Here is a 24560-nt window from a genome sequence, read left to right as displayed (position 1 = left end):
CCAAAGGTCGCGCCGGTGTCGAAAAGGAGAGCGCGCGGAGTCCCCGAGGAACGAGGGGTCGAGCACGGTCGACTGTCGACACCGGGTCTAAGCGACCGGAGGCGAGAGCGCTCAAAAAAGGGGGGTACACGGGAACCGCCGCACCCCCGGCCCGGGGGGCCGGGGGGCGGGACGACGGCGGTTCCCGTGGTGGACGCGGGCCGGGCCGGGACCTGGCGGGGCGTCCGGGGTCGGGGTCACCAGGGGTCCGGGAGCCGCTCCGGAGGGTCCGTGGTGCCGACAACGCACAATCTGCCGGACGCGTGTTAAGCGCGTGCTGCGCGGACGTGACGTGGGTGTACCAGTTCCGCGAACCCCCGCCCGGGCCAAGTCCGGGCGGGGGCGGCGGACTTCAGGCGCCGCCGTGCCCGGCGAGGTAGGCCAGCAGGTCCTGGCGGCTGACGACACCGGTGGGCTTGCCCTCCACCAGCACGATCGCCGCGTCCGCGCTCTCCAGGACGTTCATCAGGTCGGCGACCGGCTCACCGGAGCCGACCTGCGGCAGCGGCGGGCACAGGTGCTTGTCCAGCGGGTCGTCGAGGTTGGCCCGCTTGGTGAACAGCGCGTGCAGCAGATCGCGCTCCACGACCGAGCCGATCACCTCGGCGGCCATCACGTCGGGGTGCCCGGCACCCGGCTTGACGACGGGCATCTGCGAGACGCCGTACTCGCGCAGCACCTCGATCGCCTGGCCGACCGTCTCGTCCGGGTGCATGTGGACGAGCTGCGGGATGCCGCCGTCCTTGTGGCCGAGCACGTCGGCGACCCGGGCGCCGCCGCTCTCGTCGAGGAAGCCGTGCGAGCTCATCCACTCGTCGCTGAAGATCTTCGACAGATAGCCGCGCCCGCTGTCCGGCAGCAGCACCACCACGACGTCGTCGGGGCCGAGCCGCCTGGCGACCTCCAGCGCGGCGACGACCGCCATCCCGCAGGAGCCGCCGACCAGCAGGCCCTCCTCCTTGGCGAGGCGGCGCGTCATCTGGAAGGAGTCCTTGTCCGAGACGGCGACGATCTCGTCGGCCACGTCACGGTCGTACGCCTCCGGCCAGAAGTCCTCGCCGACGCCCTCGACCAGGTACGGCCGGCCGGAGCCGCCGCTGTAGACCGAGCCCTCGGGGTCGGCGCCCACGACCTGCACCCGGCCGCCGCTGGCGTCCTTGAGGTACCGGCCGGTGCCGGAGATGGTGCCGCCGGTGCCGACGCCCGCCACGAAGTGCGTGATGTGGCCCTCGGTCTGCTCCCACAGCTCGGGGCCGGTGGAGTGGTAGTGCGACAGCGGGTTGTTCGGGTTGCTGTACTGGTCGGGCTTCCACGCGTTCGGCGTCTCGCGCACCAGCCGGTCCGACACGTTGTAGTACGAGTCGGGGTGCTCGGGGTCGACGGCGGTCGGGCAGACCACGACCTCGGCGCCGTACGCCCGCATCACGTTGATCTTGTCCGTGGACACCTTGTCCGGGCAGACGAAGACGCAGTGGTAGCCCTTCTGCTGGGCGACGATGGCCAGGCCCACACCCGTGTTGCCCGAGGTGGGCTCCACGATGGTGCCGCCCGGCTTGAGGTCGCCGCTGCGTTCCGCGGCCTCGATCATGCGCAGCGCGATGCGGTCCTTCACCGAACCGCCGGGGTTGAAGTATTCGACCTTGGCCAGGACGGTCGCCTGAATGCCCTCGGTCACGCTGTTGAGTCTCACCAGCGGGGTGTTGCCGACGAGGCTGATCATCGAGTCGTGAAACTGCACCGTGTGTCTCCGGGTTCTCCGTGATGGTGGGGTCAGCCTAGAGGCACTCCCGGGGAGCCGGGGGAAACGTGGACGTTGCGGACAGCGTTGACGTTGGTGAGGCGGCCCGAACGGGCAACAGCTTCTTGTACCGAGTGGTAGGTGGAGGTGAGCGGTGTCGATGTCGAGGGCGAGGGTGGCGCGGCGGATCGCGACAGCGGCGGCGTTCGGCGGCGGGGGGATCAGCCTGCTGGGCGGCGCCGCCATCGGCGTGCTGCTGACGGAGGCGCGGCTGGCGAAGCGGATGGTCGGCGGCGGGAGCGCCGGGACCCCACCGCGGGCGGACGGCCGCTACGGCTCCGCGTTCGCGCACCGGACCGGCGAGGAACCGCTGCGGCTGGGCTTCCTGGGCGATTCCACGGCCGCGGGCCAGGGGGTGCGCCGGGCCAGGGAGACCCCGGGCGCGCTGCTCGCCTCGGGGCTCGCCGCGGTCGCCGAGCGCCCGGTGCAGCTGGTGAACGTGGCGAACCCCGGCGCCAAGTCCGACGACCTGGAGCGCCAGGTGACGCTGATACTCGCGCCGGAGACACCCGCGCCCGACGTGGTGGTGATCATGATCGGCGCCAACGACGTGACGCACCGGATGCCGCTGGCGACCTCGGTGCGGCTGCTGTCCGACGCCGTGGGCCGGCTGCGCGGGGCGGGCGCCGCGGTGGTCGTCGGCACCTGCCCCGACCTGGGCTCCGTCGAGCCGGTCTACCAGCCGCTGCGCTATCTGGCCCGCCGGGTGAGCCGCCAGCTCGCCGCCGCGCAGACCATCGCGGTGGTGGGCCTGGGCGCCCGTACGGTCTCGCTGGGCGATCTGCTGGGGCCGGAGTTCGAGGCCAGGCCGCGCGAGCTGTTCGGCCCCGACAACTTCCACCCGTCGGCCGAGGGGTACGCGACGGCCGCCATGGCCGTACTGCCGACGCTGTGCGCCGCGCTGGGGCTGTGGCCGGAGGCGGACGAGCGGCCGGACGCGCGGCGCGGCGAGGGCTTCCTGCCGGTCGCCCAGGCGGCCGCCGAGGCGGCGGCGGAGGGCGGCACCGAGGTCACCTCCGCGCAGGACACGGTCTCCGGGCCGCGCGGCCGCTGGGCGCTCATCAAGCGCCGCAGGCGGCACCGGCTGCCCGCGTGGGTCCCGCACGGCCACGGCGAGGGGTCTTCCGGCGAGGGCTCCCCGGGCGACGGCCGGACGGACGGCCGCGGCGGCGAGGCGGCCCGCGCCACCGGCCGCGCGGCGGGTACCGGCGGCGGCCGCGGCGGGGGGGTAGGACGGGGCGGCGCGGGGTAGGACGAGGTAAGCAAGCGCTCAGAAAGAGGCCCGCATCACAGTCGATGTCTGATGACTCGCTGCGATACGTACAGGTAACTTCCCTGAGAGTCCTGAGAATCCCGCAGCCTCGACGAGGAGTGTCGCGATGCCCGAAGCCGTCATCGTCTCTGCCGCCCGTTCGCCCATCGGACGCGCCTTCAAGGGGTCGCTGAAGGACCTGCGTCCGGACGACCTGGCAGCCACCATCATCCAGACCGCCCTGGCCAAGGTCCCGCAGCTCGACCCGCGCGACATCGACGACCTGATGCTGGGCTGCGGCCTGCCGGGCGGCGAGCAGGGCCACAACCTGGGCCGGATCGTGGCCGTGCAGATGGGCATGGACCACCTGCCGGGCTGCACGGTCACCCGCTACTGCTCCTCGTCGCTGCAGACCACGCGGATGGCGCTGCACGCCATCAAGGCGGGCGAGGGCGACGTCTTCCTGTCGGCGGGCGTCGAGATGGTCTCCCGCTTCACCAAGGGCAACTCCGACTCGCTGCCGGACACGCGCAACCCGCTGTTCGCCGAGGCCGAGGCCCGTACCCAGACGCGCGCCGAGCAGGGCGGCGGAGAATGGCACGACCCGCGCGAGGACGGGCTGGTGCCGGACGCGTACATCGCGATGGGCCAGACGGCGGAGAACCTGGCGGCGCTCAAGGGCATCACCCGCCAGGACCAGGACGAGTTCGGCGTGCGGTCGCAGAACCTGGCCGAGGAAGCGCTCAAGAACGGCTTCTGGGAGCGCGAGATCACCCCCGTGACGCTGCCGGACGGCACCGTGGTCGCCAAGGACGACGGGCCGCGCGCGGGCGTCACCCTGGAGGGCGTGCAGGGCCTCAAGCCGGTCTTCCGCCCCGACGGCACGGTCACCGCGGGCAACTGCTGCCCGCTCAACGACGGCGCCGCCGCGCTGGTCATCATGTCCGACACCAAGGCCCGCGAGCTGGGCATCACCCCGCTGGCCCGGGTGGTCTCCACCGGCGTGTCCGGCCTGTCGCCGGAGATCATGGGCTACGGCCCGGTCGAGGCATCCCAGCAGGCGCTCTCCCGCGCGGGGCTGTCCATCGGCGACATCGACCTGGTCGAGATCAACGAGGCGTTCGCCGCCCAGGTCATCCCCTCCTACCGCGACCTGGGCATCGACCTCGACCGCCTGAACGTCAACGGCGGCGCCATCGCGGTCGGCCACCCCTTCGGCATGACCGGCGCCCGCATCACCGGCACCCTGATCAACAGCCTCCAGTTCCACGACAAGCAGTTCGGCCTGGAGACGATGTGCGTGGGCGGCGGCCAGGGCATGGCGATGGTCATCGAGCGGCTCTCATAACACACTGCGCCCGGATGACTCCGTAACGCAGCGTTATGAGGTACGTCACAAGGAAATCGCCCCCAAGATGTGATTTTTCTTGGGGGCGATGTGTTTTCGCAGGTCAGATGACGTCTACCCGAATAGCCCAGGTCCTCAGACCCGGATAATTCGTGACGTTCCGCGCTGCACAGGCCAGGGGTTTACCTGCAAAGTGATGAGTGGGGGAAGTTTCGTCCACCGTCCAGGTGGGCACCGCTCGGGTCGTATCAGTCGGGAGAACGTCAGTGAGTGCCAACTTCACCGTCCTGCTGGTCGCCGCGGGGATCGCGGTGGCCGCGGGTTCCGTCGCCCTGCTCTCCGCCCGCGGCATGCGCCGCGAGCTGTCCGCCCTGCGCCAGGACCTCGCAGGTCTGTGCCTGCCCGGTCCGCGCGCGTCCGCCGCCGACATCAGGTCCGCGGTGGCCGACGCGCTCGCCGACGAGCGGGAGCGGGAGCTGGCCGAGGCGCGCGCCTTCTGGGCCGAGCAGGAGGCCCGTGAGACCGCCGGAGAGGGCAGCGGCTTCCGCGGCGGCCTCTTCGGCACCGGCGCCCCCTCCACGAGCGACCTGGGCGGCCTGGCGGGCCTGTCCGACTACGAGGTCCCGCCGGTGCTGCCCTACCTGCCCCGGCAGTCCGACTTCGCGGGCCTGGAGGCGGGCGTCGAGACCGGCGAGCCCGAGGCACCCGAGGTGACCCTTCCGGCGCCGGGCGCCATCCCGCACCCCGCGGGCCCCGACTTCGCCCCGTCCCCGGTCGTCGCCTCCCAGGACCAGACCGCCGAGCGGCTCGCCGACCTCGCCGACGGGCAGATCCCGCTCTCCGACGTCCGCCCCGGCCCGCTGGGCACGCTGGACGTGTACGTCTTCGCCGACGGCACCACGCTCTGTATGACCCCGGGCCACCGCGAGACCGCGGTGCAGCTGTCCGAGGCGCTGGACCGCGGCGAGGTGCCCGTCCTGCGCGGCGGCTCCGCGATAGCGGGCGCCTATGCCCTGACCTTCGCCTACGGCGACGAGAGCGTCTACGTCCTGGCCGACCGGGTCGTCGCCTCGCTCTGACTGACCCCGCCGCGGCGCGGACGCCCTGAGCGCGTCGCCCGATCAGCCGATCGCGTCCGCCGCCGCCGTCACCCGCAGCAGCGCCTCGGCGAGCACCTGCGCGGTTTTTTCCGGATCGGCCTCCAGGGCCGCCGCCAAGTCGTTTCCGGCCACTTCCAGTTGGTCACCGACGGTGAAGACGCCGTCGTCCGGCATCTCGTACGGCTGCCGTCCGGGGAACTCAAGCTCCTGCGCCCGCAGGGCCAACCACCGTGCCAGCGCCAGCCCTTCGGCGGCGGCGCCCGCCTGGAGCCGGCGCTGCGGGAGGGCCCGCAGGCGTCCCGCGAGGCGTTCGACGGAGGGTCGCAGCGGGCTGGCCGAGGGGCTGGGATCGGGCATGACGGTGACCCTACCGGGGCGCGCCGTCCCGGCTCGCACCGATATCCGTACGTTCGTGATGGTTGCCAACACCCGACGGCTCGGGCACGGTGGGGTGACCGGACCACATACCGGAGGCGCCGATGTACCAAACGCACTTCTCCGAGGAAACCCACCGGAATCTGATCGACCGCATCCCCCATTGCACCGGCCGTGAGGTCAGCGACTGGCTGCGTGCCCTCGCGGACGGACCCTCGTTCCTCCGCTTCGACGAAAAGGTGAGCTGGCTCCGCAGCGAGCACGCCCTGTCCTACGGGCACGCCAAGGCCCTCGTCCACGAGTACGACCTGCGGCGGGCCGCACGGAACCTGTTGTAGCCCCGCCCCTTCACCACCCTCACCACCCACACACGCCGACGGGCCGCCGGGAAGCGGTGTGCGCTTCCGGGCGGCCCGTTCAACTGCCGGGTGCCGTACGGCGGTCGGGTCAGTCGCGCAGGATCGAGATCAGGCGCAGCATCTCCAGGTAGATCCACACCAGGGAGAGCGTCAGGCCGAACGCGGCCAGCCACGACTCCTGCTGCGGGGCGCCGAAGCGGATGCCGTCCTCGATCTGCTTGAAGTCCAGCGAGAGGAAGAAGGCGCCGAGGCCGATACCGATGAGGCAGAAGACGATGCCGAGCGGGCCGGTGCTCAGGCCCAGGCCGTCGCTGCTGCCGAAGGCGTAGAACAGCAGGTTGACCACCATGGCCACCAGGAAGCCGATGGCGATGGCCATCCCGATCCGCTGGTAGCGCGCGGTGACCCGGATCAGCCGGGTGCGGTACGCGATGAGCATGCCCGCGAAGACGGCCATGGTGCCGAGCACGGCCTGGACGGGCGCGCCCTGCCACTGGTCGTTGTACGCCTTGCTGAGCACGCCGAGGAAGACGCCCTCGAAGATCCCGTAACCGAGGATCAGCGCGGGCACCGGGGTGCGCTTGAAGGACTGGATCATCGCCAGGACGAAGGCCACCAGCGCGGCGCCGACGGCGAGGCCGAGGTGGTCGGGCAGCGCGAACCAGCCGAGCACCGCGCCGACGACCACGGTGCCGAGCGTCATCGCGGTCCGCATGACGACGTCGTCCATCGTCATCCGGCCGGTCTGCGCGGGCCCGGCGGCCGGCCCCGCGTACATCTGCTCCATCTGCTCGGGCGTGAGGGGCTGCTGGCCCGCGTACGGGTTCCCGCCCTGCGGTTGGGCGTAGGGGTTCCCGGCCTGTTGCGCGTAGGGGTTGCCACCCTGCTGGGCGCCCTGGGCGTTCTGCGCACCGAATCCGGCATACGAGTCCCCGCGGGTGAATCCCCGCCGGGAGAAGACCGGGTTGCTGCTCCTCATTTCACTCCTCCATGGCCGCGTTGCTGCGACTTCGCATCCAGAGTAATGGCTTGGCAAAAAAGCCGTGCTACGCCTGGAGGAGGATCTTCCCCCGAGACGACCCCTCAGTCACGTGTCCTTCTTCGCGTACTGCGTGACGTAACCCTCTTGTCATCCGCGTCATTCCGCTTCCGCTCCCCCGGCGGGCGTGCCGCGGTCGTTCACCCGCGCGAGCAGGTCACGGGCGAGGCCGGTGTAAGTGTCGTCGAGCCAGGGGCAGAGCAGCACCAGACGGCAGAGCGAGCCGAGGATGGTGACCTCGCGGGTCCGGTACGCCGTGGCCGCGTCCAGCATCCGCTCGGTCACCCGCAGCCCGACGTCGGCGCGTACCGCCGGGTCCACCCAGGCGGTGGCCACCATGGCGAGGGCGGCCGTCTCGGTGACCCAGTCCTCCGGCCCGAACAGCAGGTCGAGCAGCACGGCGCGCCGCTCGGAGTCCTCCCACGGCTGGTCGGCGCGGTGGTGCGCGATGCCGAGGCAGGCGAAGGTCTGCACGGCCCGTACCCACAACTCCGGCCGGTGGTCGCGCAGGAAGGCGCCGTGCCGGTCGTCGGCGGGCAGCGGCGGGTGGACCAGCACACCGAGCAGGTCGCCGAGCGCGAGCCCCGACAGCCGGACGGCGTGGTCGTACGCGGCGGGCAGATGAGGCCAGCTCACCGAGGCGGTGTCCTGGACGAGTTGGGCGGCCTCCGGAGAGGGCGGCGGGACGGCGGGCAGCGCGGTGCGGTCCTCGTACCGCCACACCTGGACACGGCCGGGGCGCGCGGGCAGCCGCGGGTCGGGGTCGCCGACGCTCGCCTGCGTGACCTCGCCCTTGGGGAAGGCCAGCAGGAACGCCAGGGTGGCGCTGGGGGGTTCGATCATCGAGGCGGACAGTGCGACCTCGTGGTCGCGGGAGGACTCCGCCGCGGGGCTCTCCAGGATCTGGTGCAGCACGTTGACGGTCGCCTCGGTGGCGCCGTCGACCGCGCCGAGCCAGGGCTGCCACTCGCTGTGCCGGGCCAGCACGGTGGCCGCGTAGGGGTGGTCGGGGTGGGCCCGCAGATGGTCGACGAGCGCCAGCAGGTGCGCGGGGTCGCCGTCGGCGGCGTAGCGGACGCCGTGCACGGCGGGGGCCGCCTGCGGGTGGCCTGGGTCGGCCGCCACCGCGCGTTCGGCCCACACCAGGCCGCGCTCCGGGCGGCCGGTGGTGGCGTACAGCTCGGCGATGTCGACGGTCAGGGACAGGTCGGAGGCGTCCCTGGCGATCTCCTCCTCCCACACGCCCAGCGCGTCGTCGGGGCGGCCCGCGGCGCGCAGCGCGTACCCGAGCATCACGCTGGGCACATGGCCCGGCTGGACCCGGCGGGCCTGCTCGGCCCAGGCGATGGCCCGGTCGGTGTCGCCGAAGCGGCGGGCGAGTCCGGAGCCGATGGCGGCCAGCTGCGCCTCGCCGGGGTGGCGTTCGACGACGGCGCGGGTCAGGTCGTAGAAGGGGCGCAGCGCCTCGCGGGCCGCTTCCGGCACCGGGTCGGGCAGCGCGCCGCCGACCGCGCGGGCCAGCGCCTGGGTCATGACGTGCGGCGGCAGCAGGGCGGGCAGCGCGTCCTGGGTCAACCAGGCGACATGCGACCAGGGGCGGTCGTACTCGGCGCGGACCGCGGCGGCGATCAGGCCGACGGCCTCGGCCCACTCGCCGCGGGCGGCCTGGAGGTGCGCGCGGCAGACGACGGCGCCGATGAAGGGGCGGTCGAGCGGGAACAGGTCGAGCGCGGCGTGCGGACCGCCGGCGCGGGCGGCGAGTTCGGCCAGCGCCTCATGGGTCTCCGGCAGCCGCGGGTCGATGGCGATGGCGTTGCCCAGGTGGCTCGCCGCGTGCGGCAGGTCGCCGCCGTCCATGATCAGCCGGGCCAGCGCGGTCTCCCCCTCGGCGGCCAGCCGTTCGTCACCGCCGCCGCCCGCGCACAGCTCGGCGTCCCCCGCGTGCAGTTCGTCCATCTCTCGCGTTCCCCCGCCCCTTAGTCGCGGCACCGGCCACCGCGGGGCCGGACTCGGACAACGAGGCGACCGTAGTCCTCGCGCGGCTGTGCGAAGGCAACGGGGGTGTCACGGCTGTGACCCGAACCGCAGCCGTGTGCGGTGGACGGTCGCGGCCGGGCGCGGTATCACTGAGGAGTGCAGACGAACACGCGTTCGAACATCAGGGAGCCGGCCATGCCACGCCCCGATCACACCCGCGCCCTGCACGCCGCCCTCGTCATCGCGGCCAGGGGACTGCCCGTACTGCCGCTGTCCCGCACCAAGCTGCCCGCCATCCGCTCCCCGCACCGCGACGAGCCGCGGGCCAGCGCCTGCCGCGGCGAGTGCGGGCGCCCCGGGCACGGGGTGTACGACGCGAGCACCGACCCGCCCCGGATCCGCGCGCTGTTCGCCGCGGCGCCCTGGGCGACCGGCTACGGCATCGCCTGCGGCCGGGCCCCGCACCACCTGATCGGCCTCGACCTCGACGTGAAGCACGACGCGGACGGGGTGGCGGCGCTGCGCGCCCTGTGCGGCGCCCACGGCTTCGCGATCCCCGACACCATCACGGTGCTCACCCCCAGCGGCGGCCGCCATCTGTGGCTGACCGCCTCGGGCCCGGTCCCCAACTCGGCGGGCCGGCTCGCACCCGGCATCGACGTCCGCGGCGAGGGCGGTTACGTGGTCGGCCCCGGTTCGCGTACGGTCGCGGGCCGCTATCTGCTGGCGCCGGGCACCGCCGCGCACCCGCTCGCCCCGGCGCCGCCCGCGCTGCTGGGGCTGACCGCGCCGCCACCGCCGCCGCCGAGGCCGGGCCCGGCACCGCGCCACCCGGCGGAGAAGCGCGCGGCCGCACTCGTGCGGTTCGTGCTGGACTCGCGGGAAGGGGAGCGCAACGGGCGGCTGTTCTGGGCCGCTTGCCGGGCGTACGACGCCGGTATCGGCGAGGCGCTGGCACCCGCGCTGGTGACGGCCGCGGTGCACACCGGGCTGAGCGAGAGGGAGGCCGCGGCCACGGTGGCGTCGGCGGATCGCAGAACGGGTGAAAGTGCCCGGAGCCGGACTTGAACCGGCACGCCCACCTGGGGCAGCGAGGTTTAAGCTCGCCGTGTCTGCGTTCCACCATCCGGGCCTTCGGGGCGCGGGAAAAGCGTATCCGTGTTGGGGGTTCTGAACATGGCGCACAACTGGCCATGTTGTCTTATTTTAGGGGTTACTGACTGATCGTCAGTACGGTTTCCAGGGTTTATCGGCAGCACAGCGGCTTTCACAGCAGTAACAGCCACCACGCACAAGTGACGTGAAATCGCTCTCCGCAACCGTCCCGACACGCCGTCCGTCATCCTCAGGTAGGAGAGGCCGACGGCTGAAACCGTCCGGAGGATGGCCCGAAGACCGCACCCATCGGGTGATGCACAAGCCAATGGCGGCGCGGAAGATGGGGAGATGACCTCTCCAGCCACCGCACCCCGAGCCGTGACCGCGGCAGCCCGCGCCACCGACCTGTCGAAGGTCTACGGCGAGGGTGAGACCCGCGTGGTGGCGCTGGACGGCGTCACCGTGGAGTTCCAGCGCGCGGAGTACACCGCGATCATGGGTCCCTCCGGATCGGGCAAGTCCACCCTCATGCACTGCATGGCGGGGCTGGACACCGTCTCCGCGGGATCCGCCCGAATCGGTGACACCGAACTGAACTCCCTGAAGGACAAACAGCTCACCCAGTTGCGCCGGGACAAGATCGGCTTCGTCTTCCAGTCCTTCAACCTGATACCGACGCTCAGCGCCGCCGAGAACATCACGCTTCCGATGAACATCGCGGGCCGCAAGGTCGACCGCCGGTGGCTGGACACCGTGATCGAGACCGTCGGCATGGCCGACCGCCTCAAACACCGCCCGGCGCAGCTCTCCGGCGGCCAGCAGCAGCGCGTCGCGGTGGCCCGCGCCCTCGCCGGTCAGCCCGAGATCATCTTCGCCGACGAGCCCACCGGAAACCTCGACTCCCGGGCGGGCGCGGAGATCCTCGGCTTCCTCCGGAATTCCGTTCGTGAACTCGGCCAGACCATCGTCATGGTGACCCACGACCCCGTCGCCGCCTCCTACGCCGACCGCGTCGTCTTCCTCGCCGACGGCCGCATCGTCGACGACCTCCCCGCCCCCACGGCCGACTCCGTCCTCGAACGCATGCTGGCGATCACGGCGGCCAGTACGCCGAAGGACGCGTCCTAGGGCGTATCTACGACAGCCACTCCGAGCGCGTCGCGGGCATCTCGGAGGTGCCGTCCGGGGCGGTACGGACGGCGAGGACCTGGTTGACGGCGATCTTGTTGGTCTCGAAGGCCAGCGCGGAGGCGGCCATGTAGAGGCGCCAGACGCGGACGCGGCCGTCGGTGGTCGCGTGGGCGGCCTCGCCCCAGGAGGACTCCAGGTTGCGGACCCAGGCGCGGAGCGTGCGGCCGTAGTGCTCGCGCAGCGCCTCGACGTCGCGGACCTCGAAGCCGGCCTCCTCCAGCCAGCCGACCGTGGCGCCGACGGGGGCGAGTTCGCCGTCGGGGAAGACGTACCGGTCGATGAAGCCGTCGACCCGGTACGCCTCCTCGTCCCGCAGCGGGCGGCGGGCGATCTGGTGGTTGAGCAGCCGGCCGCCGGGGCGCAGCAGGGCGTGCAGGGTGCGGGCGTACGCGCGGTAGCGGTCGCTGCCGACGTGCTCGGCCATGCCGATGGAGGAGATCGCGTCGTACGGGCCGTCGGCCACGTCGCGGTAGTCCTGGACGCGGACCTCGATCCGGTCGGTCAGCCCGGCGTCGGCGATCCGCTTGCGGGCGAAGGCGGCCTGCTCGGCGGAGAGGGTGACGCCGGTGGCGTGGACGCCGTAGTGCTCGGCGGCGTGCATCACCATCGAGCCCCAACCGCAGCCGACGTCGAGCAGCCGCTGCCCGGGCCGCAGGCCCAACTTGCGGCAGACGAGGTCGAGTTTGGCGAACTGCGCCTGTTCCAGGGTGGTCCCGGGCGTCTCCCACAGGGCGCACGAGTAGACCATCGAGGGGCCGAGGATCAGCGCGTAGAAGTCGTTGCCCACGTCGTAGTGGTGGGCGATCGCCTCCTTGTCGCGGCGCTTGGTGTGCGCGATGCCGCTGCGGCGGCGGACCTCCTCGGGCGGCGGCGAGGGGGGCAGTCCGCGTCCGGCGAGGGCCAGGGCCTGCCGGGCGAGGCGGTAGTTCGCCGGGTCGCGCACGGTCGACGCGGTGCGGCGCAAGGACGCGATCAAGCCGTTTCCGGCGTCGGGCTCCCCGCGGTCCCACACCAGTCCGGCGAGCAGTGCGAGCGCCTGGTAGAAGTCGCCCTCGATGTCGAGATCACCGGAGACATAGGCGCGGGCCAGCCCGAGTTCGCCGGGCTTCCACAGCACGCGGCGCAGGGCGCGGCGGCGCCGCAGGACGAGTGCGGGAGCGCCGGGCGGCCCGGCCTCGCTGCCGTCCCAGGCGCGTACACGCAGCGGGAACGGCGACGAGAGGGCGTGTTCGGCGAGTTCGGAGAGACGGTGAGCCGCGTCAGCCATGCTTCCGAGCGTACGACTGAAAATCGCCCCCGCCGTGTAGCCGTACGCCGCGGCTGTCCGCACTTACGCCGGAAGGGCGCCCGCACCACGGATGGCGGGCGCCCTTCAGGCGTGTGACTTGCGGGTGTCGCGCTCAGGCGCGGGGCTCAGGAGGCCTTGGCGGTCTCGCCGAGCTTCTCGCCGCTGCGCGGGGCGGAGACGGCGGTCGCCGCGGCCGGGGCCGGGCGGGCTGCCTCGTAGAACTCCTCGCGGGGGTTCTCGATCGCGCCGAGCGAGACGACCTCGCGCTTGAGGAACATGCCGAGCGTCCAGTCGGCGAAGACCCGGATCTTGCGGTTCCAGGTCGGCACGGCCATGCCGTGGTAGCCACGGTGCATGTACCAGGCGAGGCGGCCCTTGACCTTGATCTTGGCCTTGCCGAAGACGATCATCGCGACGCCCTTGTGCAGGCCGAGACCGGCGACGGCGCCCTTGTTGGCGTGCTTGTAGTCGTGCTGCGGGAAGCCGCGCAGACCGGACACCACGTTGTCGCCGAGGACCTTGGCCTGGCGCAGCGCGTGCTGGGCGTTCGGCGGGCACCAGGCGCCCTCGCCGGCGGCGAGGTCGGGGATCTGGGCGTTGTCGCCCGCGGCCCAGATGTAGTCCGTGCCGCGCACCTGGAGGGTGGGGGCGGTGTCCACGTGGCCGCGCGGGCCGAGCGGCAGGCCGAACTTGGCCAGCGCCGGGTTCGGCTTCACGCCGGCCGTCCACACGATGGTGGAGGCGTCGACCTCGAGGCCGTTGGCGAGCACCACGTGCTTGTCGACGCAGGACTTCATCGAGGTGCTGAGGTAGACCTCGATACCCCGCTCGCGCAGGTGCTCAAGGCCCCACTGGCCGAGCTGCGGGCCGACCTCGGGGAGGATCTTGTCCGCGGCGTCGACCAGGATGAAGCGCATGTCCTCGCGCTTCACGTTGGGGTAGTACTTGGCGGCGTCGCGGGCCATGTCCTCGACCTCGCCGATGGTCTCCGCACCCGCGAAGCCACCGCCGACGAAGACGAAGGTGAGCGCCTTGCGGCGGACGTCCTCGTCGGTCGTGGAGTCGGCCTTGTCGAGCTGCTCCAGCACGTGGTTGCGCAGCCCTATCGCCTCCTCGACGCCCTTCATACCGATGCCGTTCTCGGCCAGGCCGGGGATCGGGAAGGTGCGGGAGACCGCGCCGAGCGCGATGATCAGGTAGTCGAAGGGCAGCTCGTAGGATTCCCCGACGAGCGGCTCGACCAGTGCGACCTTGCGGTCCTGGTCGATGTTCATGACCCGTCCGGTGAGCACCTCGGCCCCGGGCAGCACGCGTCGCAGCGGGACGACGACATGCCGCGGGGAGATGCTGCCTGCGGCGGTTTCGGGGAGGAAGGGCTGGTACGTCATGTACGAGCGCGGGTCGACGACTGTGACGGTCGCCTCGCCGTACCGCATCTTCTTCATGATGCGACGCGCCGCGTACAGGCCGACGTAACCGCCGCCTACTACGAGGATCCGTGGACGCTCCGTGGTGCTCATGCTTCGAGTATCCAGCACCCATCCGGGGGGTGCTCGTGAGCCCCTTCACAAGGTACTGGACACCCTGTGCTACCCTGCCCGGTTTCGCGACCAGGGCGAAGACCCCTCGCACACTCCACCGCCGCAAGCGGAACGACCCCTACCCCGCTGAGCAGCCTCGATCGATTACCGTGCAGCCGCACTTGAGGTGCGCGCAACACGCCGGAAATGTAGGACGACCGAGGATTCATGGGGGTGGAGCGGCCCGAAGCCTTGGAAAAACGGGCCTCGGGCCGGGAACTTCATGTGAAGAGTTTCACAAAGGTTGTTCAGCGGCCTGCCAGCCGATGCCGTCGAGGATGTCGTGCTCACTCACCACGACCTCCTTGGCACCGGTCCGCTCCATGATCCGCAGCAGCACCAGAGCGCCCGCGCCGATCACGTCGACCCGGCCCTCGTGCAGCACGGGGATGGCCGCGCGCTCCGCGTGCGTGGCGGCGAGCAGCCGGCCCGTGACGTCCCGGACCTGCTGCAACGAGATACGGGAGTGGTGGATGACCGCCGGGTCGTAGGCGTCCAGGCCCAGCGCGATGGCGGCCACGGTGGTGACGGACCCGGCGAGGCCCACCAGGGTGCGGGCCCGCTCCAACGGGACCGTGGCGGCCGCCAGGTCGAGCGCGGCGTCGATGTCCGCGGTGATCGCCGCGATCCGTTCGGGCGTCGGCGGGTCCACCATGCCGCCGTCCAGGACGAGGTGACGCTCCGTCATCCTGACGCAGCCCATGTCGACCGAGCGGGCGGCGGTCACCGTGTCGTCGCCGAGCACGAACTCCGTCGAGCCGCCGCCGATGTCCACCACCAGATACGGCTTCTCCAGCCCCTCGGCGCCGGTCAGCTCGCGGGTGGCCCCGGTGAAGGAGAACTCGGCCTCCTGGTCGCCGCTGATCACCTCGGGCGCCACGCCCAGGATCTCCACCACCCCGCGGACGAACTCGTCCCGGTTCTCCGCGTCGCGCGACGCCGAGGTCGCCACGAACTTCGTCCGCTCCGGCGTCACCCCGTGCGCCCTGATCACCTCGGCGTACTCCCGGCACGCCGCGAAGGTCCGCTCCAGCGCCTGCGGCGCCAGCCGCCCGGTCCTGTCCACGTCCTGCCCGAGCCGGACGATCCGCATCCGCCGGTCGAGATCGGTGAGCGCCCCGGTGCCGGGGTCGACATCGGCGACCAGCAGACGGATCGAGTTCGTCCCGCAGTCCACGGCCGCGACCCGCGTGGTCATACGCCCTCCCCCGTACCCTCGGAGGACTCCGCTGCCAGGGGCACGCAGGGGCCCTTGGCCCACCACTCGGGGAGCATCGCGATCGCCTCGTCGCCCAGCGGGTTCACGCCCGGGCCCGCGGCCAGGGAGTGGCCCACCAGGACGTGCAGGCACTTGACGCGGTCGGGCATGCCGCCCGCGCTCGGGAAGCCCTCCAGCACCTCGATGGCGTCGCGCCGCTCGATGTAGTCCTCGTGGGCGGCGCGGTACGCGGCGGCCAGTTCCTCGTCCTCGGCCAGCCGGGCCGTCATCGTCTTCATGACGCCCTCGGCCTCCAGCGTGCCGATCGCCGACGCGGCCCGCGGGCAGGTCAGGTAGTACAGCGTCGGGAACGGCGTGCCGTCCTCCAGCCGCGGCTGGGTCTCGACCACGTCGGGGTTGCCGCACGGGCAGCGGTGCGCGATGGCCCGCAGGCCGCGCGGCGGGCGGCCGAGCTGGGCGCGGAACGCGGTGATGTCCGCGTCGGTGGGCGGGGTGTGCGGGGTGGGCTCGGGGTGTTTGGTCATGGGCCGTTCTACGTAGAGGGCGGGTCCGTGCGGGGCGCCGGGCGGCGGCCGCTCAGCGTCGTGCCGCCGCGTCGGCGTGCCCGCCGGCGTCGGTCTGGTCGACGCTGTCCCACAGGTTGTCGTACCAGGGGCGGTGCGCGGCGGCGTCGTTCGTCGTCCGGTGCTCGGCGGCGGCGTCACCGGTGGGGGTCGGGTCGGCGACGCTGTAGCCGGTCTCCCCGGGCAGCACGAAGTGCAGATGCTCGCGGGCCTGGGCCCGTACGTACTGCGGGTCCTGCCAGCGCGCCTTCTGCTCGCGCAGCTGCTCCACCCTGGCCTTCGCCTGCTGCGCCGCGCGGCGCTGGTCGGCGATGTCGGAGCGCTGGGCGATGTACTGCCGCATCGGGTAGGCCAGGGCCACCACGAGGGCGCACAGCACGAGGGCGAGCAGCGCCGCGCGGCCGGTGAGCTTGTTGCGGCGCACCGGGCGCCGGGCCGCCGCCGCCCGGTAGACCCGGGCCTGCGCCTCCTGGCCGATGGCCTTCAGCCGGGCCGAGGTGGAGAACCGATCCGCCCCCACGCCGTCTCACCCCTCACCGTCCCACGCCAGTACGTCCCCGCCCACGGTACGGGACCGGGTGCGGGGACGTACGGAGGCGGGGGCCCTGTCCCTGGGAGCCGGGCCCGCCGTGCCGCTGAGTGGGCTCAGCCCTTGAAGCGGGGGAACGCGGAACGGCCCGCGTAGACCGCCGCGTCGTCGAGGATCTCCTCGATCCGCAGGAGCTGGTTGTACTTGGCGACGCGCTCGGAGCGGGCCGGGGCGCCGGTCTTGATCTGGCCGCAGTTGGTGGCGACGGCCAGGTCGGCGATGGTCACGTCCTCGGTCTCGCCGGAGCGGTGCGACATCATGCACTTGTAGCCGCTGCGCTGCGCCAGCTCGACCGCGTCGAGGGTCTCGGTCAGCGAGCCGATCTGGTTGACCTTCACCAGCAGCGCGTTGGCCGTGTCGTTGTCGATGCCCTTCTGCAGGCGCTCGGGGTTGGTGACGAACAGGTCGTCGCCGACGATCTGCACCTTGGTGCCGAGCTTGTCGGTGAGGACCTTCCAGCCCGCCCAGTCGTCCTCGAACAGCGGGTCCTCGATGGAGACCAGCGGGTACGAGGCGACCAGGTCCTCGTAGTACTCGGTCATCTCGGCGGCGGACTTCTCGCCGCCCTCGAACTGGTACTTGCCGTCCTTGTAGAACTCGGAGGCGGCGACGTCCAGCGCGAGCGCGATGTCCTGGCCGGGGGCGTAACCGGCCTGCTTGATGGCCTCGATGATCAGGTCGAGGGCGGCGCGGTTGGAGTCCAGGTTCGGGGCGAAGCCGCCCTCGTCGCCGAGGCCGGTGGACAGCCCGCGGGACTTCAGCACGCCCTTGAGGGTGTGGTACACCTCGGCGCCCCAGCGCAGCGCCTCGGAGAAGGACTCCGCGCCGATCGGGGCGATCATGAACTCCTGGATGTCGACGTTGGAGTCCGCGTGCGAGCCGCCGTTGAGGATGTTCATCATCGGGACCGGCAGGACGTGCGCGTTCGGTCCGCCCAGGTAGCGGAAGAGCGGCAGGTCGGACGCCTCGGAGGCGGCGTGCGCGACGGCCAGCGAGACGCCGAGGATGGCGTTGGCGCCGAGCGAGGACTTGTCCGGGGTGGCGTCCAGGTCGAACATCGCCTGGTCGATCAGCCGCTGCTCGGTGGCGTCGTAGCCGACCAGCTCCGGGCCGATCTGCTCGATAACCGCCAGAACGGCCTTCTCCACGCCCTTGCCCTGGTAGCGGTTCTTGTCGCCGTCGCGGAGTTCGAGGGCCTCGAAGGCGCCCGTGGAGGCGCCGGACGGGACGGCGGCACGGCCGGTGCTGCCGTCGTCGAGGCCGACCTCGACCTCGACGGTGGGGTTGCCTCGTGAGTCGAGGATTTCCCGGGCTACGACGACGTCGATGGACGGCACGAGTGTCTCCTTCAGTCCTTCTGAGATGTCTCTGTCTTTTTTCGACCTGAGCCTAACCGCCCTCAGGGCCGCCGCCGGTACCCAGCCCGACCCCTGAGACGGAAAACCCCGGCCGGGCACGCTCGGGGGGAGTACGTGCCCGGCCGGGGGGCCGAGGTGCCGGTGAGGCGGCCCGGGTCGGCCGTGGAATCAGCCGAGGTGGAGCTGCTGGCCCGGGTAGATCAGGTCGGCGTCCTTGACGACGTCCTTGTTGATCTCGAACAGCTTGTGCCAGCCGCCGGAGACGTGGTGGGCGGCGGCGATCTTCGACAGGGTGTCACCGTGCACGACCTTGTACTCGCCGTGGCCCGTGGCGTGGTGCGACCAGCGGTGGTGCGTCGCCTTGGGGGCGGCGGGCTTGGCCGGGGCCTTCTTGGCGGTGCTGGTCGAGGTCGACGCGGCGGCCGGCTTCGCGGCGGTGGAGGTGCCGCCCGGGTTGATGTCGGGGGCCGGGCCACCGGCGGTCAGGCCGCCCGCGGAGGCGCAGGACCAGGCGCTCGGGCCCTGCAGGGCGAGCAGCTTCTCGGCGATGGCGATCTGCTGGTCCTTGGTGGCCAGGTCGGCGCGGGAGGCGTACTGCTGGCCGCCGGCCGCGTCCCAGCTGGACTGGGAGAACTGGAGGCCGCCGTAGTAGCCGTTGCCGGTGTTGATGTGCCAGTTGCCGCCGGACTCGCACTGGGCGACCGCGTCCCAGGTGGCGACGCTGGCGGCGGAGGAGGAGGTGGCGCCTATGAGCGGCACGGCGATCGCGGTGCCGGCGACACCGGCGACGGCGGCGATACGGGTGAGCGTGGACTTTCGGGCACGACGGTGCTTAGCCATGGTTGTGTCCTCACCGACGCCTGCGAGGTCAGCTGTCGGGTTCGGGCGTGAGTTGCCCGGCTGGATCCGTATCTGCGGTACGTATCCGTTGCTTCACCCCGAGCCGGTCCGCCCGCACATGCCATACGGGAGGCTCCGGCGAAGAACCTTGGGTCCCCCGCTCCTGCCTGCGGCGCTTTCGCGTCTGTTGTCCCGTCGGTCGGCGGCAGGACTCGGCGTTCCCGACCAACAGGGCCCGCTGTGGCGAGCGGTATGACCGTATGCACAGGTCACGGGAAGGACAAACAGCTCCTTCACAAGCGGAATCTGACGGTCCCTACTGAGCGGGTGCACAGATCCGCAGGTCGGACGGGACGATTTCAGCGCTCCGCAAGCGGCCGGTCACAGCGTCCCGGGAGACCCATGTCACACTCCGGAAAGGCGCCGGGATACGGTTCGTCCGTTTTGCCCCCGGCGCCTCAACCGGGGTCAGCCGAGGTCGAGTTGGAGTATCTGTCCCGGTTTGATGAGATTCGGGTCGTGCCCGATGACCGATTCGTTCACCTGGTAGAGCGAATCCCAGCCGCCCTGGACGTGCTGGCTGTTCGCGATACCCGACAGCGAGTCGCCGTCGCCGACGGTGTACGTGTCCGCCGCGTGCTTCTGCGCGTCCGTGGCGGCACCGCTGGTGGACGTGCCGGTCGGGGAGGTGTCGGTGGAGCCGACCACCCCCTCGGCCTGCGTCCGCGTCGCCTGGTCCCGCGCGGCGAGTTCGGCGTCCGTGGGGACGTACGGCTTCGCGTGCCTGCCGCCGCCGGGCGTCGTCGTGCCGCCGGGGGTCGTCGCGCCCGGGGTGCCGGACAGGGACGGCTCGGGCGCCGTCGTGCCGATCGTGTTGGTGCCGCCGGGAGGCGTCGGCTCGGTCGAGGGCGTGCCCGGCGTGGTGGAGGAGCCGGTCGTGCCGGTGACCGGGGCGCCGCCGGGGACGCCGGGGGCGCTCGGGTCGCCCTGCGAGCCCTGGTCGCCCTGTGAGCCCGTCACCGGGGTGCTGGGCGTGGCGGGCGTGCCCGTCGCCGTGGGGCTGCCCGCGGTGGTCGTGCCCGTGGACGGCGTGCCGGGTGTGGTCGCGCCCTGGGTGGGCGTCGCGGTGCTGCCCGGGTCGACGTCCGGCGGCGCGCTGTCCTTCAGCAGCCCGGTGTCCTCCTCGCAGCCGGGCCACGCGTCCGGGCCGAGGTCGGCCAGGATGCGCTCGGCCACGGTGATCTGCTGCGACCGGGAGGCGAGGTCGGGGCGTGAGGCGTACGCGTCGCCGCCGTACTGGTCCCAGGTGGTCTGCGTGATCGCCAGACCGCCGAAGAAGCCGTCGTTGGTGTTGGCACTCCACATTCCGCCGGTCTCGCAGACGGCAACCTTGTTCCAGGTGCCGTTGTCCGCGGCGTGCGCCGCGCCCGCTCCGAGCAGCGGCAGTGCGAGACCCGCACCGGTCGCGGCCACGGTCACCATGGCTGCCGGGGCCTGACGCGGTCGGCGGTGCCGACCGTTCCCGGACGAGAGCATGTGATCGCCTTTCTCCAGCCGTACGTCGTCCCGCGAGCGGTGTGTGCCTCGCGTTGACCGCCGAACGTAGCGGTGTTGGCCAATGGATCACAAGTCGGTGTAGCGATCATCACGTCGGCATCACGAAGTTGACACTGCGTCACTTTCCTTGTGGAGGCCGCTGCGTGAATGTCACGGGGAGCGTTCGCAGGCCGCGCATGATCAGTCCGCCGCGCCAGCGCAAATCGCCCGGATCGACCGCCAGCCGCAGGTCGGGCAGCCGGGTAAGCAGGGTCGCCAGCGCGGCGCGCGCCTCCAGCCGGGCGAGCGGGGCGCCCAGGCAGTAGTGGATGCCGTGACCGTAGCCCAGGTGCGGATTGTCCCTTCGGGCCAGATCCACGGTTTCGGGCGCATCGAAGCGCGCGGGGTCGCGATCGGCCGCCGCGAGTACCACCAGGACCGGGTCCCCGGCGGCGACCGGCTGCCCGCCGATCGTCAGCGGGCACGTCGCGTAACGCCACGTGGCCAGTTCCACCGGCCCGTCGTAGCGCAGCAGTTCCTCGACGGCGGTCTCCATCAGATCGCTCTCGCCGCGGGCCAGCGACTCCTGGAGCTGTTGGCGCTGGGCGGGGTGGCGCAGCAGGGTGTGGACGCCGTTGCCGATGAGATTCACGGTGGTCTCGAACCCGGCAAAAAGGAGGATGAAGGCCATGGCGGCGGCTTCGTTCTCCGTGAGGTGCTCGCCGTGGTCGCCGGCCCGGATCAGCCCCGAGATCAGGTCGTCGCCCAGGTCGCCGCGCTTGCGGTGGATCAACTCCACCAGATACGCGCGCATCCGCTTCACCGAGCGCGCCACTCCGCCGCGCGGGCCGCCGCCGTGGCGGATCATCATGCCCGCCCAGTCGCGGAAGTCGTCCTGGTCCTCGGGCGGTACGCCCAGCAGGTCGCAGATCGCGTAGATCGGCAGCGGGAAGGCGAACTCATGGATGAGGTCGGCTTCGCCGCGGGGCGCGAAGCCGTCGATGAAGCGGTCGGTCAACTCCTGCACGCGCGGGGCGAACTCCGCCACCCGGCGCGGGGTGAACGCCTTCGACACCAGCCGCCGCAGCCGCGTGTGGTCCGGCGGATCGATGTTCAGCAGATGCGTCATCAGATCGGCGCTGCGCTCGCCCGGAATGCCGGTCTTGCCCCGGGCCTGGGACGAACCCCCGTGGTGCACCGGATTCTTGCTCAGCCGCCCGTCCGCCAACGCCTCCCGCGCGTCCGCGTACCGCGTCACCAACCACGCCTCCACCCCACTCGGCAGCGTCGTCCGCCGCACCGGAGCGTGTTCGCGCAGCCACGCGTACGCCGGATACGGATCCGTGGCGAACTCCCACGTAAACAGCTCCGGCGGGCCGGGGGCGGGGCCGGTCATGGGGTGTCCTGGAGGGACTCCGTGGATTGGATGGTGGTGCGGTAGCGGCGGGCGGCGTGGCGGAGGGCGGCTTCGGGGTCGAGGCCGGCCGCGTCGGCGGCGGCGGCCTCGGCGAGGAGGTGGTCGCCCAGGGAGTGCTCGTCGGTGGGCGTGAAGTGCTGGGGGGCCGGGGGGACGGCTATCCCGGCGTCCCGGGCGCGCCCGGCCAGCTTCGCGGCCAGCGCCAGCGCCGGGGAGGCCGGCGGGATGCCGTCCGTCACCGAGGCGCGGGCCTTCTCCACACCCTTGAGCCGGATCCAGTTCGCCCGGACCTCCTCCGCCGTCTCGGCGGTCTCGTCACCGAAGATGTGCGGATGGCGGTGGACGAGCTTGGCCACCAGCACCGCCGCCACGTCGTCGATCCCGAACGGCTCCTCCGGGTCGCCCTCGGCGATCGCCGCGTGGAAGACGACCTGCAGCAGGACGTCGCCCAGCTCCTCGCGGATCGCCTCCCGGTCGCCCTCCTCGATCGCCTCGACGAGCTCGTACATCTCCTCGATGCCGTACTTGGCGAGGTCCTCGTGGGTGCGGACGCTGCTCCACGGGCACTCGGCCCTGATCCGGTCCATCACCTGCACGAGATCGAGCAGCCGGGCGCCGGGCAGGTCGTACGAACCGGGCAGCAGCTCGAGATCGGGCATCGCGACCCGCCCCGAGCCGCCGAGCCTGGCCAGCTCGTCGGTGACGGCCGGGTCGCCCGCACCGCCGCCGGGCGGCAGGTAGACCACGGTCCGGCCGCCCGCGGTGGCGTCCACCAGATCGCGCCCGCTGGGCGCGCCCAGCTCCACCTGGACCCCCGCCTCCCGCAGATACGGCAGCTGCGGGTGCTCGGGGTCCGCGCACAGCACCTGGTCGGCCTCGCGCAGGGTCTGCCAGGCGGGCCAGGAGAGCTGGCCGGGAGCCACCCGGTGGCTGGTGGTGAGCAGTACCAGCCTGCCGGGGGCTGTCGCGTCTACGTCGTTCACCCCTCGAACGTACCCCGCCGCACCGACACCGCGGACCGCGCGGCCCCCGCGACGGGACCAGGAGCTACGCGGCCGGGTTCACCGCCGTGGCGGTCTTGGTGACCACCCACGGGTCGCTGTTCGCGCCGATGATCGCCTTCTTCGCGTCCCAGGTGCCGTAGCGCGGGTTGATGTGCACCCCGAGGCGGTCGGCGGTCTTGGTGATCGCGGCGAGGACGGCCGTGTTCCCCGGGTCGCTGCCCGGCTGGTAGCCGAGGCTCTGGATGAGCTTGCCGACCTCGATGTTGGTGCGCAGGAAGGCGTCCAGCTGGGACGGCACCACGTCGTACTGCGCGAGCAGCGCCGCCTCCAGCTGCGCCTCGCTGCCGCCGGCCTGCTGGAGCGCCTGCGCGTGCGACTGCTGCACCTCGGCGGGCGTGACGGTGATCCCGGCGTCCTTGGCGGCCCGGTCGATCACCTGGTTCTGCACCAGCATGCTCAGCGTCTGCTGCGACAGCTTCCCGCTGTCGGCGCCCGCCTGGGCGGCCTGCGGCGACTTCGCCTGCGCGCTGCGCACCTCGTTCACCGCCGACTGGAGCGTGGAGACGCTGATCCGCTCATTGCCGACCACCGCCGCGGCCCCTGGATGGGCTGGTCCCGAGCCGCACGCGGTGAGGGCGGGCGACACCGCGAGCAGCACGGCTGCGGCGATCGAGACTGCGGTACGGCGGCGGACCATTGTGCCTCCCGGCATGGGAACAAGCCTCGCGATGCTGATGTGATGATCGAGCACGAGGATATTGATCCGGGACCGCCGATATCCAGCACTCTGCGGAACGGATGCGCGTTCGTGGTCGACCGGCACCCCGCCGCGGCCCCGCCGCCGCCCTGGCCCGGCCGGGCTCAGACGAGCGCGACCGGGGCGTCCCACGCGTCACGGTCGACGGTCAGCGTCACTCCACCGTACGTCTCCTTCTGGTTGACCAGGTACTGGTGGCCGCGGCGGTGGCCGGTCCACAGGCTGGAGGAGAAGGGGAAGCCGGTGGTGGTGCTGGCGGTGCCGTCGTACTTGGCGTACCAGAGGGCGTCCGGCAGATCGGGCGTCGTGGCGTGCGCGGCGGCGATCGCGGCCGCGCTGGACGAGGTGAAGCCGTAGAACCCGGCCCAGTAGCCGCGGGCGTGCGCCGCCCGGTCCCACGCCTGGATATAGGTGAGGACGGCGGACACGCAGGACTTGTTGCCGCTGTCGTACGCCTCCATGTCCAGGTACACCGCGCTTCCGGCGCGCATCCCGAGCGCCCTCGCCTGGGCCACCGCGTCGGCGCCGTCGGTGGTGCCGAGCGAGGCCGCGTTGGCGGCGGTGATCCGCTCGGGGTTGCCGCTGGTCTGGCACGGCGGCTGCGCGCCCACGTAGATCGGGATCAGCTTCCAGCCACCGGCGCTGACCGAGCGCACCCAGGACGAGGTCAACTGCGGCTGCGCGCACCCGCGGTTGCGGCCGCCGATGTACACCGCGGCGGCGCCGTACGGGGACTTGCCGTGCCAGGCGGTCATCTTGCTCAGGCTGGGCGCGGTGCAGGTGTCGAAGGCGATGCCGGTGAAGACGGACACCGTGCCCGGGTGCGGGCTGCT

22 protein-coding genes, 1 tRNA gene and 1 riboswitch are annotated in these 24560 nt (G+C 72.0%); of the genes, 6 read left to right on the top strand and 17 right to left on the bottom strand.

Annotated elements, in window-relative coordinates:
- Window positions 1–391: 391 nt before the first annotated feature.
- Window positions 392–1777, bottom strand: a complete 1386-nt coding sequence (locus tag AB0M29_RS25640) for a cystathionine beta-synthase (RefSeq protein ID WP_365386450.1) — start codon at window positions 1775–1777, stop codon at window positions 392–394.
- A 160-nt stretch (window positions 1778–1937) separates the two neighbouring features.
- Here AB0M29_RS25640 and AB0M29_RS25635 point away from each other — a divergent pair, with 160 nt between their 5' ends.
- The 3 genes from AB0M29_RS25635 to AB0M29_RS25625 all read left to right on the top strand — a co-directional run bounded on the left by AB0M29_RS25635 (window position 1938) and on the right by AB0M29_RS25625 (window position 5516).
- Window positions 1938–3089, top strand: coding sequence for an SGNH/GDSL hydrolase family protein (locus tag AB0M29_RS25635; RefSeq protein ID WP_365386449.1), 1152 nt, complete (start codon window positions 1938–1940; stop codon window positions 3087–3089).
- Window positions 3090–3216: 127 nt separating this feature from the next.
- Window positions 3217–4437, top strand: coding sequence for an acetyl-CoA C-acetyltransferase (locus AB0M29_RS25630; protein ID WP_365386447.1), 1221 nt, complete (start codon window positions 3217–3219; stop codon window positions 4435–4437).
- Between the two features lie 350 nt (window positions 4438–4787).
- The gene (locus AB0M29_RS25625) at window positions 4788–5516 is read left to right on the top strand and encodes a hypothetical protein (protein WP_365386581.1); all 729 of its coding nucleotides are present in this window, start codon (window positions 4788–4790) and stop codon (window positions 5514–5516) included.
- A gap of 42 nt (window positions 5517–5558) precedes the next feature.
- Here the strand turns inward: AB0M29_RS25625 and AB0M29_RS25620 are convergent, their stop codons facing one another.
- A complete protein-coding gene (locus AB0M29_RS25620) occupies window positions 5559–5894 on the bottom strand; it encodes a hypothetical protein (protein WP_365386445.1) in 336 nt (111 codons plus the stop codon).
- A gap of 122 nt (window positions 5895–6016) precedes the next feature.
- Between AB0M29_RS25620 and AB0M29_RS25615 the strand changes: the two genes are divergently transcribed.
- The gene (locus AB0M29_RS25615; RefSeq protein WP_365386442.1) at window positions 6017–6250 is read left to right on the top strand and encodes a DUF4287 domain-containing protein; all 234 of its coding nucleotides are present in this window, start codon (window positions 6017–6019) and stop codon (window positions 6248–6250) included.
- Window positions 6251–6359: 109 nt separating this feature from the next.
- Here AB0M29_RS25615 and AB0M29_RS25610 read toward each other — a convergent pair whose 3' ends face one another.
- Together AB0M29_RS25610 and AB0M29_RS25605 are read right to left on the bottom strand one after the other, a co-directional pair.
- Window positions 6360–7250, bottom strand: a complete 891-nt coding sequence (locus tag AB0M29_RS25610) for a Bax inhibitor-1/YccA family protein (RefSeq protein ID WP_365386440.1) — start codon at window positions 7248–7250, stop codon at window positions 6360–6362.
- 159 nt (window positions 7251–7409) lie between these two features.
- Window positions 7410–9266 carry a hypothetical protein gene (locus tag AB0M29_RS25605; RefSeq protein WP_365386437.1) on the bottom strand — a complete coding sequence of 619 codons (1857 nt, stop codon included), beginning with the start codon at window positions 9264–9266 and terminating at the stop codon, window positions 7410–7412.
- Window positions 9267–9482: 216 nt separating this feature from the next.
- Here AB0M29_RS25605 and AB0M29_RS25600 point away from each other — a divergent pair, with 216 nt between their 5' ends.
- Entirely contained in the window at window positions 9483–10355 is an 873-nt protein-coding gene (locus tag AB0M29_RS25600; RefSeq protein ID WP_365386435.1) for a bifunctional DNA primase/polymerase, read from the top strand.
- Here the strand turns inward: AB0M29_RS25600 and AB0M29_RS25595 are convergent.
- A tRNA-Leu gene (locus tag AB0M29_RS25595) sits at window positions 10337–10419 on the bottom strand. The two genes, AB0M29_RS25600 and AB0M29_RS25595, sit on opposite strands and share 19 nt — an antisense overlap.
- A gap of 314 nt (window positions 10420–10733) precedes the next feature.
- Between AB0M29_RS25595 and AB0M29_RS25590 the strand changes: the two genes are divergently transcribed.
- Entirely contained in the window at window positions 10734–11513 is a 780-nt protein-coding gene (locus AB0M29_RS25590) for an ABC transporter ATP-binding protein (protein ID WP_365386433.1), read from the top strand.
- 7 nt (window positions 11514–11520) lie between these two features.
- Here AB0M29_RS25590 and AB0M29_RS25585 read toward each other — a convergent pair whose 3' ends face one another.
- From AB0M29_RS25585 to AB0M29_RS25530, 12 genes are all read right to left on the bottom strand, one after another.
- Window positions 11521–12843: a cyclopropane-fatty-acyl-phospholipid synthase family protein gene (locus tag AB0M29_RS25585; RefSeq protein ID WP_365386431.1), complete on the bottom strand. Its 1323-nt coding sequence runs from the start codon at window positions 12841–12843 to the stop codon at window positions 11521–11523.
- A gap of 146 nt (window positions 12844–12989) precedes the next feature.
- Complete coding sequence (locus tag AB0M29_RS25580; protein WP_365386429.1) at window positions 12990–14384, bottom strand: NAD(P)/FAD-dependent oxidoreductase; 1395 nt, start codon at window positions 14382–14384, stop codon at window positions 12990–12992.
- Window positions 14385–14679: 295 nt separating this feature from the next.
- Window positions 14680–15642: a Ppx/GppA phosphatase family protein gene (locus AB0M29_RS25575; RefSeq protein ID WP_365386427.1), complete on the bottom strand. Its 963-nt coding sequence runs from the start codon at window positions 15640–15642 to the stop codon at window positions 14680–14682.
- Complete coding sequence (locus AB0M29_RS25570; RefSeq protein WP_365386426.1) at window positions 15639–16187, bottom strand: DUF501 domain-containing protein; 549 nt, start codon at window positions 16185–16187, stop codon at window positions 15639–15641. The genes AB0M29_RS25575 and AB0M29_RS25570 overlap by 4 nt, the downstream gene beginning before the upstream one ends.
- A 52-nt stretch (window positions 16188–16239) precedes the next feature.
- Window positions 16240–16746, bottom strand: coding sequence for a septum formation initiator family protein (locus AB0M29_RS25565; RefSeq protein WP_365386424.1), 507 nt, complete (start codon window positions 16744–16746; stop codon window positions 16240–16242).
- Between the two features lie 125 nt (window positions 16747–16871).
- Window positions 16872–18152 carry a phosphopyruvate hydratase gene (gene eno / locus AB0M29_RS25560; RefSeq protein WP_365386422.1) on the bottom strand — a complete coding sequence of 427 codons (1281 nt, stop codon included), beginning with the start codon at window positions 18150–18152 and terminating at the stop codon, window positions 16872–16874.
- A 189-nt stretch (window positions 18153–18341) separates the two neighbouring features.
- Complete coding sequence (locus tag AB0M29_RS25555) at window positions 18342–19013, bottom strand: transglycosylase family protein (protein ID WP_365386421.1); 672 nt, start codon at window positions 19011–19013, stop codon at window positions 18342–18344.
- Window positions 19014–19015: 2 nt separating this feature from the next.
- A riboswitch (cyclic di-AMP (ydaO/yuaA leader) is annotated at window positions 19016–19198 on the bottom strand.
- Window positions 19199–19481: 283 nt separating this feature from the next.
- Window positions 19482–20495, bottom strand: coding sequence for a transglycosylase family protein (locus AB0M29_RS25550; protein ID WP_365386580.1), 1014 nt, complete (start codon window positions 20493–20495; stop codon window positions 19482–19484).
- Window positions 20496–20688: 193 nt separating this feature from the next.
- Window positions 20689–21945 carry a cytochrome P450 gene (locus AB0M29_RS25545; RefSeq protein WP_365386419.1) on the bottom strand — a complete coding sequence of 419 codons (1257 nt, stop codon included), beginning with the start codon at window positions 21943–21945 and terminating at the stop codon, window positions 20689–20691.
- Window positions 21942–22949, bottom strand: coding sequence for a nucleoside triphosphate pyrophosphohydrolase (locus tag AB0M29_RS25540; protein WP_365386418.1), 1008 nt, complete (start codon window positions 22947–22949; stop codon window positions 21942–21944). The genes AB0M29_RS25545 and AB0M29_RS25540 overlap by 4 nt, the downstream gene beginning before the upstream one ends.
- A 64-nt stretch (window positions 22950–23013) precedes the next feature.
- The gene (locus AB0M29_RS25535) at window positions 23014–23682 is read right to left on the bottom strand and encodes a SurA N-terminal domain-containing protein (RefSeq protein ID WP_365386416.1); all 669 of its coding nucleotides are present in this window, start codon (window positions 23680–23682) and stop codon (window positions 23014–23016) included.
- A gap of 149 nt (window positions 23683–23831) precedes the next feature.
- On the bottom strand, window positions 23832–24539 hold the full coding sequence (locus AB0M29_RS25530) for a glycoside hydrolase domain-containing protein (protein WP_365386577.1): 708 nt from the start codon (window positions 24537–24539) through the stop codon (window positions 23832–23834).
- Between the last annotated feature and the right edge of the window lie 21 nt (window positions 24540–24560).

This window comes from Streptomyces sp. NPDC051976 (assembly GCF_040680795.1).
Classification (GTDB): Bacteria; Actinomycetota; Actinomycetes; order Streptomycetales; family Streptomycetaceae; genus Actinacidiphila.
This window is presented reverse-complemented; position numbering and strand designations above follow the sequence as displayed.